The organism is Thalassolituus marinus (genome assembly GCF_020320395.1).
Classification (GTDB): domain Bacteria; phylum Pseudomonadota; class Gammaproteobacteria; order Pseudomonadales; family Oceanobacteraceae; genus Venatoribacter; species Venatoribacter marinus.
In genome coordinates, this window is the sequence record NZ_JAEDAH010000010.1 from 18284 (window position 1) to 34442 (window position 16159).

Annotated in this window: 16 protein-coding genes; 10 read left to right on the forward strand and 6 right to left on the reverse strand. The window is 57.2% G+C overall.

Translation table 11 applies throughout. The features are described from left to right. The first annotated feature begins 282 nt into the window (after positions 1-282). From I9W95_RS02490 to I9W95_RS02520, 7 genes are all read left to right on the forward strand, one after another. Complete coding sequence (locus I9W95_RS02490) at positions 283-891, forward strand: TetR/AcrR family transcriptional regulator (protein WP_225671510.1); 609 nt, start codon at positions 283-285, stop codon at positions 889-891. Then, a complete protein-coding gene (locus I9W95_RS02495) occupies positions 888-2039 on the forward strand; it encodes an efflux RND transporter periplasmic adaptor subunit (RefSeq protein ID WP_225671513.1) in 1152 nt (383 codons plus the stop codon). The genes I9W95_RS02490 and I9W95_RS02495 overlap by 4 nt, the downstream gene beginning before the upstream one ends. Next, positions 2036-3238 carry an ABC transporter permease gene (locus I9W95_RS02500; protein ID WP_225671514.1) on the forward strand — a complete coding sequence of 401 codons (1203 nt, stop codon included), beginning with the start codon at positions 2036-2038 and terminating at the stop codon, positions 3236-3238. Before I9W95_RS02495 ends, I9W95_RS02500 begins: the two co-directional genes overlap by 4 nt. A gap of 2 nt (positions 3239-3240) precedes the next feature. Then, a complete protein-coding gene (locus I9W95_RS02505; protein ID WP_225671516.1) occupies positions 3241-3954 on the forward strand; it encodes an ABC transporter ATP-binding protein in 714 nt (237 codons plus the stop codon). 65 nt (positions 3955-4019) lie between these two features. Continuing rightward, complete coding sequence (locus I9W95_RS02510) at positions 4020-4253, forward strand: hypothetical protein (protein ID WP_225671518.1); 234 nt, start codon at positions 4020-4022, stop codon at positions 4251-4253. 309 nt (positions 4254-4562) lie between these two features. Next, positions 4563-6620, forward strand: coding sequence for a putative bifunctional diguanylate cyclase/phosphodiesterase (locus I9W95_RS02515; protein WP_263866069.1), 2058 nt, complete (start codon positions 4563-4565; stop codon positions 6618-6620). Then, positions 6610-8163 (forward strand): methyl-accepting chemotaxis protein, encoded by a 1554-nt coding sequence (locus I9W95_RS02520; RefSeq protein ID WP_225671519.1) that lies wholly within the window; start codon positions 6610-6612, stop codon positions 8161-8163. The genes I9W95_RS02515 and I9W95_RS02520 overlap by 11 nt, the downstream gene beginning before the upstream one ends. 26 nt (positions 8164-8189) lie before the next feature. Here the strand turns inward: I9W95_RS02520 and I9W95_RS02525 are convergent, their stop codons facing one another. From I9W95_RS02525 to I9W95_RS02550, 6 genes are all read right to left on the reverse strand, one after another. Then, on the reverse strand, positions 8190-9551 hold the full coding sequence (locus I9W95_RS02525) for a sensor histidine kinase (RefSeq protein ID WP_225671521.1): 1362 nt from the start codon (positions 9549-9551) through the stop codon (positions 8190-8192). Then, positions 9548-10219 carry a response regulator transcription factor gene (locus I9W95_RS02530; RefSeq protein WP_225671523.1) on the reverse strand — a complete coding sequence of 224 codons (672 nt, stop codon included), beginning with the start codon at positions 10217-10219 and terminating at the stop codon, positions 9548-9550. Before I9W95_RS02530 ends, I9W95_RS02525 begins: the two co-directional genes overlap by 4 nt. 8 nt (positions 10220-10227) lie before the next feature. Further along, entirely contained in the window at positions 10228-10542 is a 315-nt protein-coding gene (locus I9W95_RS02535) for a PepSY domain-containing protein (RefSeq protein ID WP_225671525.1), read from the reverse strand. A 50-nt stretch (positions 10543-10592) separates the two neighbouring features. Then, positions 10593-11177: a cytochrome b/b6 domain-containing protein gene (locus tag I9W95_RS02540; protein WP_225671527.1), complete on the reverse strand. Its 585-nt coding sequence runs from the start codon at positions 11175-11177 to the stop codon at positions 10593-10595. A 74-nt stretch (positions 11178-11251) separates the two neighbouring features. After that, positions 11252-12061 carry a DODA-type extradiol aromatic ring-opening family dioxygenase gene (locus tag I9W95_RS02545; RefSeq protein WP_225671529.1) on the reverse strand — a complete coding sequence of 270 codons (810 nt, stop codon included), beginning with the start codon at positions 12059-12061 and terminating at the stop codon, positions 11252-11254. Between the two features lie 94 nt (positions 12062-12155). Continuing rightward, positions 12156-13319 carry a YbfB/YjiJ family MFS transporter gene (locus I9W95_RS02550; RefSeq protein WP_225671531.1) on the reverse strand — a complete coding sequence of 388 codons (1164 nt, stop codon included), beginning with the start codon at positions 13317-13319 and terminating at the stop codon, positions 12156-12158. Between the two features lie 239 nt (positions 13320-13558). Here I9W95_RS02550 and rsmG point away from each other — a divergent pair, with 239 nt between their 5' ends. From rsmG to I9W95_RS02565, 3 genes are read left to right on the forward strand one after another with little or no spacing between them, the layout of a single operon-like run. Next, the gene (gene rsmG, locus I9W95_RS02555; RefSeq protein ID WP_225671534.1) at positions 13559-14206 is read left to right on the forward strand and encodes a 16S rRNA (guanine(527)-N(7))-methyltransferase RsmG; all 648 of its coding nucleotides are present in this window, start codon (positions 13559-13561) and stop codon (positions 14204-14206) included. 40 nt (positions 14207-14246) lie between these two features. Continuing rightward, positions 14247-15026, forward strand: coding sequence for a ParA family protein (locus I9W95_RS02560; protein WP_225671536.1), 780 nt, complete (start codon positions 14247-14249; stop codon positions 15024-15026). A 29-nt stretch (positions 15027-15055) separates the two neighbouring features. Then, entirely contained in the window at positions 15056-15967 is a 912-nt protein-coding gene (locus I9W95_RS02565) for a ParB/RepB/Spo0J family partition protein (protein ID WP_225671538.1), read from the forward strand. Positions 15968-16159: the final 192 nt, after the last annotated feature.

A 16159-nucleotide genomic window follows, 5' to 3' on the forward strand; every position in this document is an offset into this window, starting at 1 on the left:
ATACGCTGAGCGTTGTGCGCAGTTGCGTGGCCAGCCCAGCGGGCAAATTGTTTTCTTCCAACCCAGCATGAACAGGCTGTAAGTCACCACCGGATCGGTACCGTATTCAGCCTGTGCCAAGCGAATCAGTTGCTCCAGCGCCTGCCGGAACGCAGGGGGCTTGCTACTTCCTGGGGCATCGACGTTGCTCTGTGGAATATGCAGCGGCGCTGCTCTCCGCAGATTGCGCTTTTTCAGAATATCACTAAGATAGTAATAACTTACTATCTTTTGGATTCCCCTATGGACACTCCATCCCGGCACTTCTCTGCTGAACAACGGCGGGCCGAAACGGTTCAGGCGGTTGTGCAACTGGCCGCAGAACAGAACCCTGGCGATATCAGTACCACCGCCATTGCCCGGCAGATGGGCGTAACCCAGGGCGCGTTGTTTCGTCATTTCCCCAGTAAAGATGCCATTCTGGAAGCGGTTATGGATTGGGTGGCCGAGCATTTACTGGCCCGGGTTGATAACGCCGCCGCTGGTTGTGATTCACCTCTGGCGGCACTGGAAGCCATATTTATGGCCCATGTTGGGTTTGTAACCGAGCACCCTGGCGTGCCGCGTATGCTGTTCGGCGAGTTGCAGCGCCCGGGTATGACCTTGCCGAAAAAAATTGCCCAAAAACTGCTCAGTCACTATTCGCAGCGGCTGCGGCAACGGTTACAGGCGGGTATCGAACAGGGTGAGCTGGATGCCGGGCTGGATATTGCCGCTGCCTCGGTTGCATTTATTGGTGCGCTGCAAGGGCTGGTAATGCAGGCGTTAATCGCCGGCGATCCGGCCCGTATCCGCAGCGCCGCTCCCGGGGTTTTTGCCCTATATCGTCGTGGTATTGCGAGGTCGATATGACATTTCCGCGTCTTCAGGCCCGCACTCTGGCGGTGCTGGTGGTGGTACTGCCGTTGCTGGCGTTGTTTGTTTATGTTGGTGCACGTTCTGGCCCGCTGGCACCGGTTAAGGTAACGGTCAGTACGGTGGAATCCCGTTCAATTACGCCGGCCGTGTTTGGCATTGGCACCGTGCAGGCCCGTTATACCTACCGGATTGGTGCCACGGTGCCCGGTCGTATTGCCACGCTGAATGCCGATGTCGGCGACCGGGTGAGCGCAGGCCAGTTGCTGGGCGAGCTGGATGGCGTCGACCTGGATGAACGTCTGGCAGCGTTGCAGGCCGGTGTCAAAAGCTCACAAGCCAATCTGCGCAAAGCGGAGACCAGTCGTGATTTTGCCCGTGCTCAGGTCAGGCGCTACGACGCACTGTTGCAGATACAAAGTACCAGCGAAGAAGTGGCGGCACTGAAACGTCAGGAACTGGCGGTGGCCGAGGCCGTACTGGTCGCGGCCAAAGAAGACACCCTGCGGTTGCAGGCTGAACGGGAAGCCTTGCAGGCACAGCGTAATCACTTACGTTTGCTGGCACCGGCGGCCGGGCTGGTGGTGGCGCGTCATTTTGATCCGGGGACCACGGTGCTGGCCGGTCAGGCGGTGGTTGAAATTATTGATCCGGCCAGTCTGTGGGTGCATACCCGTTTCGATCAGGTCAGTGCCGAAGGCCTGGCAGCCGGTTTACCGGCAGAGATTGTGCTGCGCTCTGCCCCGGGTAGCTTGTTAAACGGCCGGGTATTACGCATTGAGCCGCTGGCCGACGAAATCACAGAAGAGCTGCTGGCCAAGGTTGCGTTCACAACCTTGCCGCCGGCGTTACCACCGGTGGGGGAACTGGCCGAAGTAACGGTGCAGTTGGCGGCCCTGCCGGCCACCCCGGTTATCAGCAATGCAGCTGTGCGCAGTTATAAAGGCCAGCGCGGAGTCTGGAAATATCAGGCCGGCGGGCTGGAGTTTGTGTCGTTGCAGCTGGGCCGCAGCGATCTGCAGGGCCATGTCCAGGTTTTGCAGGGGCTGGCGGCGGGTGATCAGGTGGTACTGTACAGCGAGAAAGTGCTGAGTGCCGGCACCCGTATCGATATTACCGATCAGCTGACAGGCCAGCAGCCATGATCAGCTTAGCCGGCCGCGATATTCTGCATTCCTGGGGCAAATTTATTTTTACCGGCATCGGGCTGGGCCTGTTGATTGGCGTTACCCTGACCATGGCCGGTGTTTACCGGGGCATGGTGGATGATGGCAAGGTACTGCTGGATAACAGCGGGGCCGATTTATGGGTGGTGCAACAGGACACTCTGGGGCCTTACGCCGAATCATCCGGTATTCCCGATACCCTGTGGCGCAGTGTCCGCATTATGCCCGGTGTGGCTGACGCGGTGAATGTCACTTACCTCACCATGCAGGTGCGTCAGGCTGAGCGGGATGTGCGGGCCATGGTGGTGGGTGTTCATGCCGGTGGTCCGGGAATACCGGGCTGGCCACCCTATTTGCTGGCGGGCCGGCAGATTACCCGCGGCCATTACGAGGCCGTGGCCGATATCGCCACCGGCTTTACGCTGGGGGATGAAATCACCATTCGCCGCCACCGTTATCAGGTGGTGGGGTTAACCCGGCGGATGGTATCTTCCGGTGGCGACCCGATGGTGTTTATTCCGCTCAAGGATGCGCAGGAAGCGCAGTTTCTGAAAGACAACGACGCTATTTTAAGGCAACGCCGCAGTACCGCCGCCAATCCGCAGTTTAACCGCCCGGCGGTACCGGGGTTGCTGGAAGCGGTAACCGCGTCACAAACCCATAACCCCTCTGTTAATGCGGTGCTGGTACGGCTTCTGCCGGGTGTCAGCGCCCATGACGTGGCTGAACCGATCCGCCGCTGGAAGCACCTGACGGTGTATGACCGGCCGCAAATGGAAGCCATTCTGATCGGTAAATTAATTGCCACGTCGTCGCGGCAGATCGGCATGTTTCTGGTCATTCTGGCGCTGGTCAGCGCGGCCATTGTTGCTTTTATTATTTACACCTTAACCATGGATAAAATCCGTGAAATTGCCGTGCTGAAGCTGATCGGCACCCGTAACCGCACTATTGCCGGCATGATTCTGCAGCAGGCAATGGTTCTGGGGCTGATCGGTTTTGTGGTGGGTAAAATCAGCGCAACCTTTGCGGCCCCCATGTTTCCCAAATACGTGTTGTTGCTGCCCATCGATTCGATGCTGGGTTTTCTCGCCGTTATGGTTATCTGTGTGCTGGCCAGTGTGGTGGCAATCCGGATGGCGCTGAACGTTGACCCGGCTGAAGCCATAGGAGGCTGAGCATGGCCAAAGGTATTCATATTGAGGGCTTATCCAAGCGTTATGGCAGCGGTGACACCGCCTTTCTGGCGCTGAAAGACGTGAATATGCGGGTGGAGCCGGGCGAAGTTGTGGGCCTGATCGGGCCATCCGGTTCCGGTAAAAGCACCCTGCTGAAATGCCTGGGGGCAGTGATCGACCCCACCGCCGGACGCATGACGCTGGGTGATGACGTTATCTTTGATAACGGCTGGAAAGTCCGCGATCTGCGGGCGCTGCGGCGCGACAAAATTGGCTTTGTGTTTCAGGCCCCCTACCTGATTCCGTTTCTGGATGTTACCGATAACGTCGCCCTGCTGCCGATGCTGGCCGGTATGCCGGATGCTCAGGCACGGGCCAGGGCGCTGGAATTACTGACCGCGCTGGATGTGCAGCACCGCGCCAAAGCCATGCCATCGCAATTATCCGGTGGCGAACAACAGCGGGTTGCCATTGCCCGCGGGCTGGTCAACCGGCCGCCGGTGATTCTGGCCGATGAACCCACCGCACCGCTGGATTCGGTACGCGCCATGGCCGTTATCCGTATTCTTAACGAAATGGCCAAACGCTTTGAAACCGCCGTTATCGTGGTGACGCACGATGAAAAAATCATTCCCACCTTCCAGCGTATTTACCATATCCGTGATGGGGTTACTCATGAAGAAGCCGGTGAAGGCCGGGCGCTTAGCCCGCCTTGATGCGGGTCAAGCCAACAGCGGCCGCGGCCTGCCACACTGCTTCGGTCATGACAGAGGATATGCCCATGAGTGGTGAGCAACGCCTGATCAATACGTTATTGCAGCAACTGGACGATGCGGCGGCGCAGGAAAAAATGCTGAACAAGGCGTATCTGGAAGATTTGTTATTTACTGAGCTGCTGGCGCGGCTAGCGCAGCGCCGTACGGAAAAAGACATTCTGCATCAGGTGCAGTACAACCTGACCTTCGAGCAACGCAACATCAGCAAGGACGAGCTGGTGGTTACCCGCGGCTGCTGACCACCCTGCCCTTTTATTGTCATCAATTCTTCCTGACTGCTGGCCGGGCGCCCCCGGATTTGGCGCTTTATTGATATTTTTATTTCTTTTTTATCCCTGAAGTTATCTTCCCGTTATTCCCGTTATCACCTTGTTCTGGGCCATTTTTTTTGAAAATCCTGATCAGTTAATACACAAAATTAGTGATCAAATTTTTGTAAAGCATTTATAATCTGTTTTGTGATCTTGCTCACATTGTTTTTGTTAAAACTGTCAATTATTGAGGCGTGAAGGTTCCTGCATGATTACCTCGACCGTTTATCAGCAGCGATGATGAATGCCGCTGCTGATGCGATCATCGTTATTAATGATCAGGGATTGATCCGCCATTTTTCTCCAGCCGCCAGTCGCTTGTTCGGTTATGCCGCCGACGAAGTCATCGGCCGTAATGTCACGGTGCTGATGCCGGCCCGTTATGCCAAAGACCATGACCAGCATCTGGCCCGTTATCAGGTTGTTCGTCAGCCGCACATTATCGGCAAGGGGCGGGATGTCGAAGGCCAGCGTAAAGACGGTTCGCGGTTCCCGATGCGTTTGTCGGTGGGGGAGGCGCAAATTGACGGCAAATCCTTCTTTGTTGGCATCTGCCATGATCTGACCGCGCACCGCGATGCCTTGCAGCACCTGGCGATGGCTGAGCAGCGTTACCGTGAAATTATTCAATATCAGTCAGAACTGGTGTGCCGCCTTGATCAGGACCTGCGGGTCACCTTTGCTAATTTGTCGTTCAGTCAGGTGCTGGGCGTGGCTGGCGATGACCTGGTGGGGCTGGCCATTGATGAGTTGGTGGCGGGTGACGGCGAATCGTTCCGGCAGTTACTGATATCGCTGTTTCAGAGCCATTCTGAAATTGAACAGATTACTCTGAAAATTTCTATGAAAGGTGCCGAGCAGCCGGTACTGGTCGATTGGACGTTCCGGCGCTTACCTCACTCTGATAAATACGGTCTCGAGTTACAGGGTTTTGGTATTGATGTTTCCGAGCGCGATGCCGCCATCGATCGCGCGCAATTTTTGCTGAATCATGATCAATTAACCGGCTTTCTGAATCAGAAAGGTCTGAATGATTACCTGAAAACCCTGGTCAACAGTAGCGGTCGCTACGCGTTAATTTGTATTGATTGCGAAAATTTCAATCTGATTAATCATCGTTTTGGTTTTGCCGTCGGCGACTCTTTAATTCGCCAGGCGGCGGCCCGTATCCAGTCGGTCACTGATGAGCGGATCGTGGTCTGCCGGCCTGGTGGTGATGATTTTTTACTACTGGTTCCTATCGACAGTGAGCAACATACCGAGTGCCTGGTGAATCAGTTACAGGCGGTGCTGGCGAATGCTTATGAATTGGGTGATCAAACCAAGGTGAATTTGCAGATTCTGATGGGCGTTGCGTTATACCCACAGGATACCCGCAGCCCGGAGCGGTTACCGGAGCTGGCGGAAGCTGCCTTGCTGAACAGTCGCCAACAACACCGTCCCTGCAGTTATTTCGACGAATCCTATCATGCGGAATTACGTCGTAAGCTCGACATTGAACAAGGTTTGCGCAATGCTGTCACGGATGCTCGGCTGAGCATTTTTTTACAACCCAAGTACGACCTGGGCACAGAACGGGTGGCTGGCTATGAAGCCCTGCTGCGCTGGCAGGATCCGGTGCTGGGTACGGTATCCCCCGCCGAATTTATTCCGGTGGCCGAGCAAACCGTACTGGGGCAACAGTTAGATCGCTATGTTATCCAGAAAGTGATGGAGCTGATCAACATTCATCTGCCTTTACGGCAACATCGGTCTGCAGGTTGCCTGCATATCGCCATTAATATTACTGCCAGCCATTTTAATGATCCACAGCTGACGGCTTTTATTGAGGAAAACCTGCAGCGTTATCGTGTCGACCCGCGCACTCTTTGCCTGGAAGTCACCGAGGGTGTACTGATGAGCGATAGTGACCATGTTGCGGATAACCTCAGTCGTTTGCGGGCTCTGGGGATAGAGGTGGCCATTGATGACTTCGGTACCGGTTATTCGTCGTTGTCTTATCTTAAGAATCTTCCGGCCGATGAATTAAAAATTGATAAATCCTTTATTGATGATCTGGAAACGCCAGCAGGCGCTACTTTGATAAAAGCAATTCTGGATGTGGCCCGGGTATTTCATCTGCGGGTGGTGGCCGAAGGCATTGAAACAGAAAATCAGTTGGTTTTATTGCAGGAGCTGGGGTGCGACTACGGGCAAGGCTATTTGTTAGGAAAACCGGCACCTGCCGATGAAGTACTCAAGCAGTTTGAAATGACTGATGTTTGCAGTCAGGGATGGGGTATTTATGAAAAATAACGGCTCAGTAACGGGTAACGAGCGGCACTTCGAAGATAACGAAAAGCTTATTTCGGCAACCGATCTGAACGGTGTTATTCAGCACTGCAATCTGGCGTTCGAGAAAATCAGTGGTTTTAGCCGCGAAGAGCTGATCGGTGCGGACCATAATCTGGTACGCCATCCGGATATGCCTCCGGAAGCCTTTGAGGTGATGTGGAATCACCTTAAAGCCGGCCGGCCCTGGATGGGGATGGTTAAAAATCGCTGTAAAAACGGTGACCATTACTGGGTCAGTGCATACGTTACGCCGGTAACCGAAAACGGTAAGGTGGTGGGCTACGAGTCGGTCCGCAGCCGGCCGTCGCGTGCCGACGTGGCGCGGGCAGAAAAGCTGTATCAGCAGGTCAATGCCAAACGCCGGCTGTTCTCTGTACCGCTGTACCTGCGTCAGTTAATGATGGCGCTGGCGATGATTGTGCCGGCCATTGCCTTCGGTATGCTGGTATCGCCACTGGCCAGTACTATTTGGTTGATTATTGCCTTGCTTATTTATGGTGGTTGGCAATATCGCCATTATCTGCGTGATATGCATCTCATCCGTGCTGAATTACATGGCGCTTTTATGCATCCGCTGGCGGTCAGATCCTATACCAACGAGCATGGTATCAACGGTCAGCTGATGGTCGGGGTGATGAGTCTGCGCTCCCATCTGGATGCCGTTTTAACGCGTATTGAAGATGCATCAGTAAAGGTGGCGGAACAGTCGGCCATTGGCCTGGAGCAATCCGAACAGGCGCGGGGTGCGATTGCCGAACAGCGCCATCAGACTGATCTGGTGGCCACCGCCATGAGTGAAATGTCGCGGGCGATTCATGAAATATCCAACAACGTGCAGGAAACGGCCGCCCGGGCGGAACAGTCATCCGGGCTGGCGGAGCAAGGCCGTGAGGTTTCCAGAACCACCCGTCAGGCGATTGAGCATTTACGCGATACCGTCGGTGAGATCGGTGCTGCGGTTGAAAACCTGTCGCAGCAAACAGCGGATATTAACCGGGCCGCCAGCAGCATTGAGGCGATTTCAGAAAAGACCAATCTGCTGGCACTGAATGCGGCGATTGAGGCGGCCCGGGCCGGTGAGCATGGCCGCGGCTTTTCGATTGTGGCCGACGAGGTGCGTATGCTGGCTGCCAGCACCCGCGAATCGGCGCAGGAGATTGCTCAGATTGTTTCGGCCCTCACTCAACAGGCGCGGCAGTCGGTTGATATTGCTCATGCCGGTGCCAACGATGCCGACAGCGGTTTGCAGAAGGTGGTGGAAGCCGAGCAGATGCTCAGCGGGATTGCCGCGGCGGTAGTGGAAATTTCGGCAATGGCCGAGCAAATGGCCACTGCGGTCGAGGAGCAGGCGCTGGTGTCGCAGGATGTGAATGGTCAGGTGGCAGAAATTTCGCGGCTGGCCAGCGACAGTCTGGCGCGTACGGAAGAAAGCGCCGGCAGTCTGCGCCGCTCGAAAAAAGTATCGGATGATCTGCATGAACTGGTTAACCGGTTCCGCCAATAGTCGCTGGCCGGTCGCTAAACCGCCGCTCAGTCAAACGGCTGCAGCGGCGTAATGGTCAGTGCGGGCAGCTGTATGGCGACGCATAATCCCTGCGGGGTATTGGCGTTTAATGCCAGCGTGCCGCTGTAGCTGCTGACAATATCCTGCACAATCGCCAGCCCCAGCCCGCTGCCCTGCGGGCCACTTTCATCCAGCCGGGTGCCGCGTTGCAGCAGGTGTTGGCGTTGTTCTTCAGTAATGCCGGGGCCGTTATCACACACTTGAATCTGCCACACGTCAGCCTGATTGCGGATGCTCAGCTGCACCCGGTTCCCGCCGTACAGGCAGGCGTTGTCGAGCAGATTGCCGAGTAATTCCAGCGTATCGTCACGGTCTTGCGGCAGGATGGCGTCGGGTTCGTAGCTGGCCTCAATCTGCACCTGCGGATACAGGCGTTGCAGCACGTCGAGCAGGGTGGGCAGTTCATCGGCCAGTTTGGTGTGCCGGCCGGGCGAAGCGACGCCGACGATGCGCGCCCGTTTCAGTTCGCGCTGAATCAGTGTTTGCAGGCGTGCCAGCACCTCGCGCTGCTGCTGTTGCTGTTGTGGGCTGAGTTGTTCGGCCAGCAACTGCAGTTGCTGCAGCGGGCGTTTCATTTCATGGGCCAGATTGCCCAGCGCATTGCGGGAACGCCCCACCCGTTGTTGCAGCTGTTGCAGCAGGCGGTCGATTTCTTCCGCCAGCGGTTGCACTTCCTGCGGGTACTGGCCGCTGGCCGCGCCCAGATTGTCGCGCTCGCCAAAGCGCAGCTCGCGCAGCTGCTGTTGCAGGGGTTGCAGGCGGGCAAAGGCACGGCTTAGTTGCCGGCGCTGAATCAGCAGCAGCACGGTCAGTGTCAGCCCGAGCAGGGTCAGTGCACTCAGCCGGTAATACAGCAGCTGCCGTTGCTGGGCGCTGATGTCTTCGGCCAGCCACAGGGTAAAGGGCTGGTTATCCACCGTCATGCCGAGCGCCAGATTCAGCCACACTTCCTTGTGGTTGCCGGTATCGATACCGGGTTGCGTCCAGTCGCGCTGCTCGCCGCTGTTCAGGTTAAGGTCAGGCGGCGCTTTGTCCCACAGCGAGCGGCTTTTCAGCAATAACTGGTCGCTGCGGATGCTGTAGTAATGGCCGGAATAGACGCGCTGATAGACGGTACCCAACCGGTTGTCCTGCAGCTGCCACGTTTCGCTTAGCGGGTCGCGCTGTAAGGCGGCTATCAGGCTGTCGGCATCGTGCTGCAGCCGGCTGAGCACATAGTGTCCCACCATCTGGCGCACACCGTAATCGGCCAGCAGCAACAGCGGCAGCATCAATGCCAGCAGGCTGATCAGCCAATGGCGGCGCAGCTGCTGCTGAATCGACATCATGCGGTGGCCTCCGGCGCTAACTGATAACCCTGCCCGCGCCGGGTTTCGATAAAGTCTTTACCAAAGCGCTGCCGCAGGCGGTTGATGTACACCTCCAGCACATTGCTGTCGCGCAGCTGGTCTTCTTCGTAGACGTGCTCGCTGAGGCTGGTTTTGGAATGTACCTGCTGCGGGTGCTGCATCAGATAACGCAACAGTCGGAATTCAATGCCGGTGAGTGGCAGAGTGCGGCCATCGGCGGTGGTGGCCTGTTGGCTGTCGGTGTTGAGGGTAACCCCACGCCAGTGCAGTTCATTGCTGGCCTGGCCCTGATGACGCCGGCCAATGGCTTCCAGCCGCGCCAGCAGCTCGGCGGTGTGAAAGGGTTTGCCGAGGTAGTCGTCGGCGCCGGCTTTCAGGCCATCGACGCGCTCATGCCAGGCATCGCGGGCGGTCAGAATCAGCACCGGAGTGCGGTTGCCGGCAGCGCGCCAGCTGCGCAGCACTTCCAGGCCGTTTTTACCGGGCAAACCCAGGTCAAGAATAATCAGGTCGGGCTGTAACTCGTTGCCCAGAAATTCACCGTCGATACCGTTATGGGCCAGCTCTACCGCATAGCCAGCGCCCCGCAGCACAGGCTGCAGGGCGTCGGTTAAGTTACGGTCATCTTCGATCAGCAACAGTTTCATCGGCTGTCTCAGCGTTTTTTGATGTCGTCGTCCAGCCATTTGCCGGTATTGGCGTCGATCTCGGTTTCATGGCGGCGGCCTTCTTCATCCAGCCATTTCACTTCGTATACCCAGCGGCCGTCGTCGCGTTCCAGTTCGCTGTCGAGCAGTTTGCCGGTCAGGGGTTTGGCCTGCAGCAGGCTGTCGAGCGGTTGTACGATGCCAGCGCTGACCAGCTGCTGAATCTCTTCCGCGCTGAAGTCGTCGCCAGCCAGTACCGGCAAGCTGAAGGCGCCAGTGGTCAGAGCGGCGGTTACGGCGGTGATGGATAACAGTGTTTTCATAATGTCCTCCGGGACGTCAGTATGGTTTGGTTACCGGCTTACAGCCAGTGTCAGTGGTCGTTATCACGGCGTTGTTTACGGCCGTGGATCATGGAGCGCACCAGGTTTTCACGGTGGTGCAGACTGCTGAACAACACGCCGGCAATGTGCAGGAACACCAGCACCAGCGTGCTGTTGGCAAAGAACTCGTGGATTTCTTTCAGTGTATGGTCGTTAAACGAGGCCAGCCAGGTACCCGCTAACGGTCCGGCCTGATCGTGCGCGCCCAGCGTCGCCATGCCGAACACGATGGTGCCGGTCAGACTCAGTAACAGGGCAATCACCATCGCACCACCGGCCGGGTTATGGCCCAGATAGCGCGGTGCCTTGCCGGCCGGAATGGCTTTCAGATAGGCCAGTACCGCACGCGGTGAGCGCACAAAGTCGGTAAAGCGGGCGTGTTTCGTCCCGATCAGGCCCCATAGCAGGCGGAAGGCGATCAAACCGCCCACGGCGTAACCGCTCCAGACATGGACGGTATCGGAGACATCTTCCGACAGGTAGGCGGTGAAGAAAAACAACACCAGCGACCAGTGAAATACCCGCACCAGCGGGTCCCAGACGGTGGTTGTGGTAACAGGGGTGGGTTGGTTCATAACAGCTCTCCTCAGTGACGGTGGTCAGCTTAGGGGAGTCATGCTTAAACCAACCTTAACGGCCGGCGGGTTTTTCAGTCGCCAAACTGAATGGCCGATACTGCTTTGCCGAGAATGTCTTCGCGGTAGAACACGTGGCCGGGGCTGTCGCTGCCGGCACCGGCCACCACCATCAGGGGCAGCAGGTGCTCTTCCCGTGGGTGAACACGGCGGGCACCGGGAGCCTGGCTCCACTGCTGCAGCAACGCCTGGCGACCGGTATCGGGTTGCCCCACGGCGTGCATCAGCCAGTCATCGAAGGCTTCGGCGGCGTCGTTGTCGGCCTGACTGGCCGGGTTAAAGAATGCGCGCAGATTGTGGTAGCTGAGGCCGCTGCCGATGATCAGTACATTCTGCTGCCGCAGGCTCTGCAGCGCCTGTCCGGCGGCCAGATGGTCGGCCGGATCAAGGCCGCTTTTCAGCGACATGGCCAGCACCGGGATGTCTTCCTCCGGGAACGCCACTTTCAGCGGGATGAACACGCCGTGATCCCAGGGCGCCTGATGATCCACCGTCGCTGCAATGCCGGCATCGGTCAGAAGCCGGGCGGCCTGCTGTGCCAGCTGTGGGGCGCCCGGGGCTTTATAGGTCAGCTCATAGGTGTGCGCCGGAAAGCCGTAATAGTCATATTCCAGCCGCGGCTGCGGGGCGCCGGTGAAGGTAAACACCGCCTCTTCCCAGTGCGCGGTTATGACCAGTATGGCGTCGGGTTTGCGCGGCAGGCGGCCGGGAATGGAGCGCAGCATGGCGGCCATGTTGTCCCACAGATGCGGGTCACCGGGCCACTCCATAAAGAAGCAGGGGCCACCGCCATGGGGAATGTATAAAGAAGGCTGTTCTTGCATAACTGATCTCCGATGAATGCCAACAGTGTAGCGGCGGCTACGCCCGGGTGTTGATTACCCCGGGGTAAGTATGCGGCAACAGACTGTCGCTGAATCAGCGTTTGTGCGGCACCCACAGCATCAGCACGAACGCCCACAGCAGTGCCGCCAGTCCCCAGATAAAGGTCGATGACAGACTGGCGCCACCTTCAATACCGACTTTCGCCAGCCATGGGCCCAGCAGCTGGGTGAAACCATAGAGCGCAATCAGCGCTGCACTGAGGCGCGGCCCCTGATGCGGGTGCAAGGTTCGTGCGAGTCGTTGCGTCAGCAGTACGGCGCCAAGGAAGGTTCCTCCCACCAGAATGGCACACAGCCATAAGCCAGCAAGCGAGCCGGGCAGCAGCAGAATCGCGCCCACGCCGGCGGCCTGTATCGCGTAGTTCCACAGCAGTGCCTGCTTATCGCCGATGGCAGCACCGAGATGATTCCACAGCCAGGTGGAGGGCAATGATGCCAGGGCAACAACAAACCAGGTGCTGGGTGTCATCGTCAGCTGCCAGTCGGCGGCCACCGCAGGCAGAAAGGTCATCGGCAGAATGTAACCCAGTCCGGCACCGGCATAGGCCAGAAACAGCGGCGTACTGGCCCTGTCCCACAGTGCGGAATGGTCATCGCTGCCTCTGACCGGGGCATGGCCTGGCAGGCGGTGCAGGTACCAGCTGCTCCACAGCGCCAGAGGCAGTGCCGCCAGTGCCGCGGGAATCCAGCGCTGGGCACCACTCAGGCTACCTGCACTGACGTCGACCAGCAGGCTGGAAATAATCAGGCCTGTGCCTACGCCCAGATACATCAGACCACTGAGCTGAGATTTTCCCTGCTCTGCCAGCCATTCCAGCACCAGCGCTGGCGCCAGCACAAAGACGATACCGTTAGTAATACCGTTGGCCAGGCGCAAGCCTGCCAGTGCGTTAAAGTCACTGGTCCACACCTGAGCGATGGTGATCAGGGCATTCAGCAACAAACCAGTCATCAGTGTCCGTTGCCCCAGTCCGCGCTGGTAAGCAAATAAGGCCAGCATGGCACCGAGCAGGTAACCAACATAGTTCCAGGTAGCCAGAGCTGCGGCCTGACTCAGGCTCAGTAAGCCATCATCGACCAGTAGTGGCAGTAACGGGGTGTACACGAAACGGCCGAAACCATGTACGACAATCAGTGCGGTTGCGGCAGCGAGAATAGGCCACCAGTGGGAGGCTGGCTGATGCTGGGCAGATGACATGGTGTGCTCCTTATTAACTGCCTGCATGATAGAGCGACTGTCGCGCGGGTACAGCAAGACTTTGGTTTTTACGTCGGAGGTCGGACGCCAGAAGCCAGAAGCCAGAAGCCAGAAGCCAGAAGCCTCAAGCCTCAAGCCTCAAGCCTCAAGCCTCAAGCCTCAAGCCAACGTTTATGTTAATATCCGCGCCTTTCATTCTGCCCGCCGGAACCTGGCGGTGGGCCCCAGGTGGATACGTCATGATTCCTTACAGTGATGCCCTCACCAAACAATTGGTGCGTGGTGCGCAGGCGATGCAGATTGAGCTCACCCCGGCGCAGCAGGACAGCCTGATGGCATACCTCGGCCTGTTTCAGAAGTGGAACAAAGCCTACAACCTGACTGCCATTCGCGAACCGGAACGCATGGTCAGTCTGCACCTGCTCGACAGTCTGGCGGTGCATCCGTATGTGCAGAATGTGGACAACATTATTGATGTGGGTACCGGCCCGGGCTTACCCGGGGTTGTACTGGCGATCATGAATCCGCATAAACAGTTCACCCTGCTCGACAGCAACGGCAAGAAAACCCGTTTTCTGTTTCAGGCACGCACAGCGCTGGGGCTGAATAACATCACCATAGTGAACGATCGGGTCGAAGCATATAATCCGCCGCAACTGTTCGATATGATTGTCAGTCGCGCGTTTGCCTCATTGGCAGACATGACGCACTGGTGTCAGCACCTGCGGGCTGAAAATGGCTGTTTCCTGGCAATGAAAGGCCAGTATCCGGATGATGAAATCCGGGATATTGAGCAGGATTTTGTCGTCGAAGAAACCTTCACGCTGACGGTGCCGGATGTCGACGGAGAACGCCATTTACTGCGTATCCGTCCGCGTACAGAGTAATAATGACCGGCTGCAGCAGCCAATTTAAGGAAGCAGTATCGTGAGCAAAATTCTGGCTATTGCGAATCAGAAAGGTGGTGTCGGAAAAACCACGACGGCGGTTAATCTGGCCGCCTCGCTGGTGGCGACCAAGCGCCGCGTGCTGCTGATCGACCTTGACCCACAAGGCAATGCCACGATGGGCAGCGGCATCGACAAGTACGACCTGGAATTGTCGATGTATGACGTTCTCACCGGCAAGTGCCGCACTGCGGCGGCTGTGCAGAAAACTGATCCGGCAGGCTACGACCTGCTGCCAGCCAATGGTGATCTGGTGGCAGCCGAAGTGGAACTGATGGAAATGTCACGCAAGGAAAGCCGTTTGCGTGATGCGCTGGGCGAAGTTCGCCCGGATTACGACTATATCCTGATCGACTGCCCGCCCTCGCTGAATATGCTCACGGTGAACGCACTGGTGGCTGCTCAGGGCGTGCTGATTCCGATGCAATGTGAGTACTACGCGCTGGAAGGTCTGAGTGCACTGATACAGACCGTCGAGTCCATTGCATCGACGCTCAACCCGAAACTGGAAATCGAAGGCCTGCTGCGCACTATGTATGACCCGCGCAACAGCCTGACCGTTGATGTCTCGGCGCAGTTAATGAGCCACTTCGGTGACAAGGTGTATGGCACGGTTATTCCCCGTAACGTGCGTCTGGCAGAAGCACCAAGCCACGGTCTGCCGGCACTGAATTACGACAAATCATCCCGCGGCGCGGTGGCTTATCTGGCATTGGCCGGTGAGATGAACCGCCGTACGCGACAGGCGGCCCGGGCCTGAAACGCCGGAAGAATAAGGTTTAAGAACGCATGACAAAGAAGAAACGCGGCCTGGGTCGCGGCCTGGATGCCCTGCTGACCAGCTCCCGTGCTTCTGCGGTGGCTACCGCTGTGGACGACGAAGAAGTTGTTAGCGATCTGCCGGTTGCTGCTGTTAAGGATGGCGAGTTGCGTCACCTGCCGGTTGAGTGGATTCAGCCGGGCCAGTATCAGCCGCGTAAGGATATTCAGCCGGAAGCGCTGGAAGAACTGGCTGCTTCTATTAAAGCGCAGGGATTGATGCAGCCGATTGTGGTGCGCCCGCTGGCCTCTGACGACAGCCGTTTCGAGATCATTGCTGGTGAACGCCGCTGGCGCGCATCCCAGCTCGCTCAGCTTGACCGTGTACCTGCTCTTATTCGTGATGTGCCGGATGAAGCAGCTATCGCTATGGCACTGATCGAAAACATCCAGCGCGAAAACCTCAATCCGATGGAAGAGGCCAATGCGCTTTACCGTCTGCAGCACGAATTTGAGCTGACGCAGATGGAAGTGGCTGAGGCTGTCGGTAAAAACCGCGCTACGGTGGCTAACCTGCTGCGCCTGATGAACCTCAATGACGATGTAAAAACCCTGCTCGAGCATGGTGACATCGAGATGGGGCATGCTCGCGCCCTGCTGGGTTTAGACGGTGGCTTGCAAAGTGAAGCCGCGGCGCAGGTAGTGAGTCGTGCGCTCACGGTTCGTCAGACTGAAGCGCTGGTGCGTCACATGCAGGAAAATGGCGCTGACGAAAAAGCGCCGGTTAAGGCCAATCCGGATATTCAGCGGCTTGAACGCATGCTGGGTGATCGTCTTGGCGCTAAGGTCGCTATTCAGCATTCTGCTAAAGGCAAAGGCAAACTGGTGATCAACTACACTACCCTGGATGAGCTGGATGGTATTCTTGCTCACATTAAGTGACTAATCCGCTCATTTTGCCTGATTAAACCCGGATAAACCGTCCGGGTTCCTGACAATTCTTCACACTCTGACCTGCGTCAGCTTCCTTAGACGAATTATTATCGTTTTGCCCCCGGTTTCGGTTGAAGACGGCGGGGGCAGCCCATATAATCACGGCCGCTTTAAAATAGCCTGTTGCAGTAAGTGAACCAA

Coding starts and splice junctions, on each gene's coding strand:
- I9W95_RS02550 (WP_225671531.1), bottom strand. CDS start 13,319: ATGTCATCTGCCCAGCATCAGCCAGCCTCCCACTGGTGGCCTATTCTC.
- I9W95_RS02530 (WP_225671523.1), bottom strand. CDS start 10,219: ATGAAACTGTTGCTGATCGAAGATGACCGTAACTTAACCGACGCCCTG.
- I9W95_RS02495 (WP_225671513.1), top strand. CDS start 888: ATGACATTTCCGCGTCTTCAGGCCCGCACTCTGGCGGTGCTGGTGGTG.
- I9W95_RS02505 (WP_225671516.1), top strand. CDS start 3,241: ATGGCCAAAGGTATTCATATTGAGGGCTTATCCAAGCGTTATGGCAGC.
- I9W95_RS02525 (WP_225671521.1), bottom strand. CDS start 9,551: ATGATGTCGATTCAGCAGCAGCTGCGCCGCCATTGGCTGATCAGCCTG.
- I9W95_RS02490 (WP_225671510.1), top strand. CDS start 283: ATGGACACTCCATCCCGGCACTTCTCTGCTGAACAACGGCGGGCCGAA.
- I9W95_RS02545 (WP_225671529.1), bottom strand. CDS start 12,061: ATGCAAGAACAGCCTTCTTTATACATTCCCCATGGCGGTGGCCCCTGC.
- I9W95_RS02535 (WP_225671525.1), bottom strand. CDS start 10,542: ATGAAAACACTGTTATCCATCACCGCCGTAACCGCCGCTCTGACCACT.
- I9W95_RS02565 (WP_225671538.1), top strand. CDS start 15,056: ATGACAAAGAAGAAACGCGGCCTGGGTCGCGGCCTGGATGCCCTGCTG.
- I9W95_RS02520 (WP_225671519.1), top strand. CDS start 6,610: ATGAAAAATAACGGCTCAGTAACGGGTAACGAGCGGCACTTCGAAGAT.
- rsmG (WP_225671534.1), top strand. CDS start 13,559: ATGATTCCTTACAGTGATGCCCTCACCAAACAATTGGTGCGTGGTGCG.
- I9W95_RS02515 (WP_263866069.1), top strand. CDS start 4,563: ATGATGAATGCCGCTGCTGATGCGATCATCGTTATTAATGATCAGGGA.
- I9W95_RS02510 (WP_225671518.1), top strand. CDS start 4,020: ATGAGTGGTGAGCAACGCCTGATCAATACGTTATTGCAGCAACTGGAC.
- I9W95_RS02500 (WP_225671514.1), top strand. CDS start 2,036: ATGATCAGCTTAGCCGGCCGCGATATTCTGCATTCCTGGGGCAAATTT.
- I9W95_RS02540 (WP_225671527.1), bottom strand. CDS start 11,177: ATGAACCAACCCACCCCTGTTACCACAACCACCGTCTGGGACCCGCTG.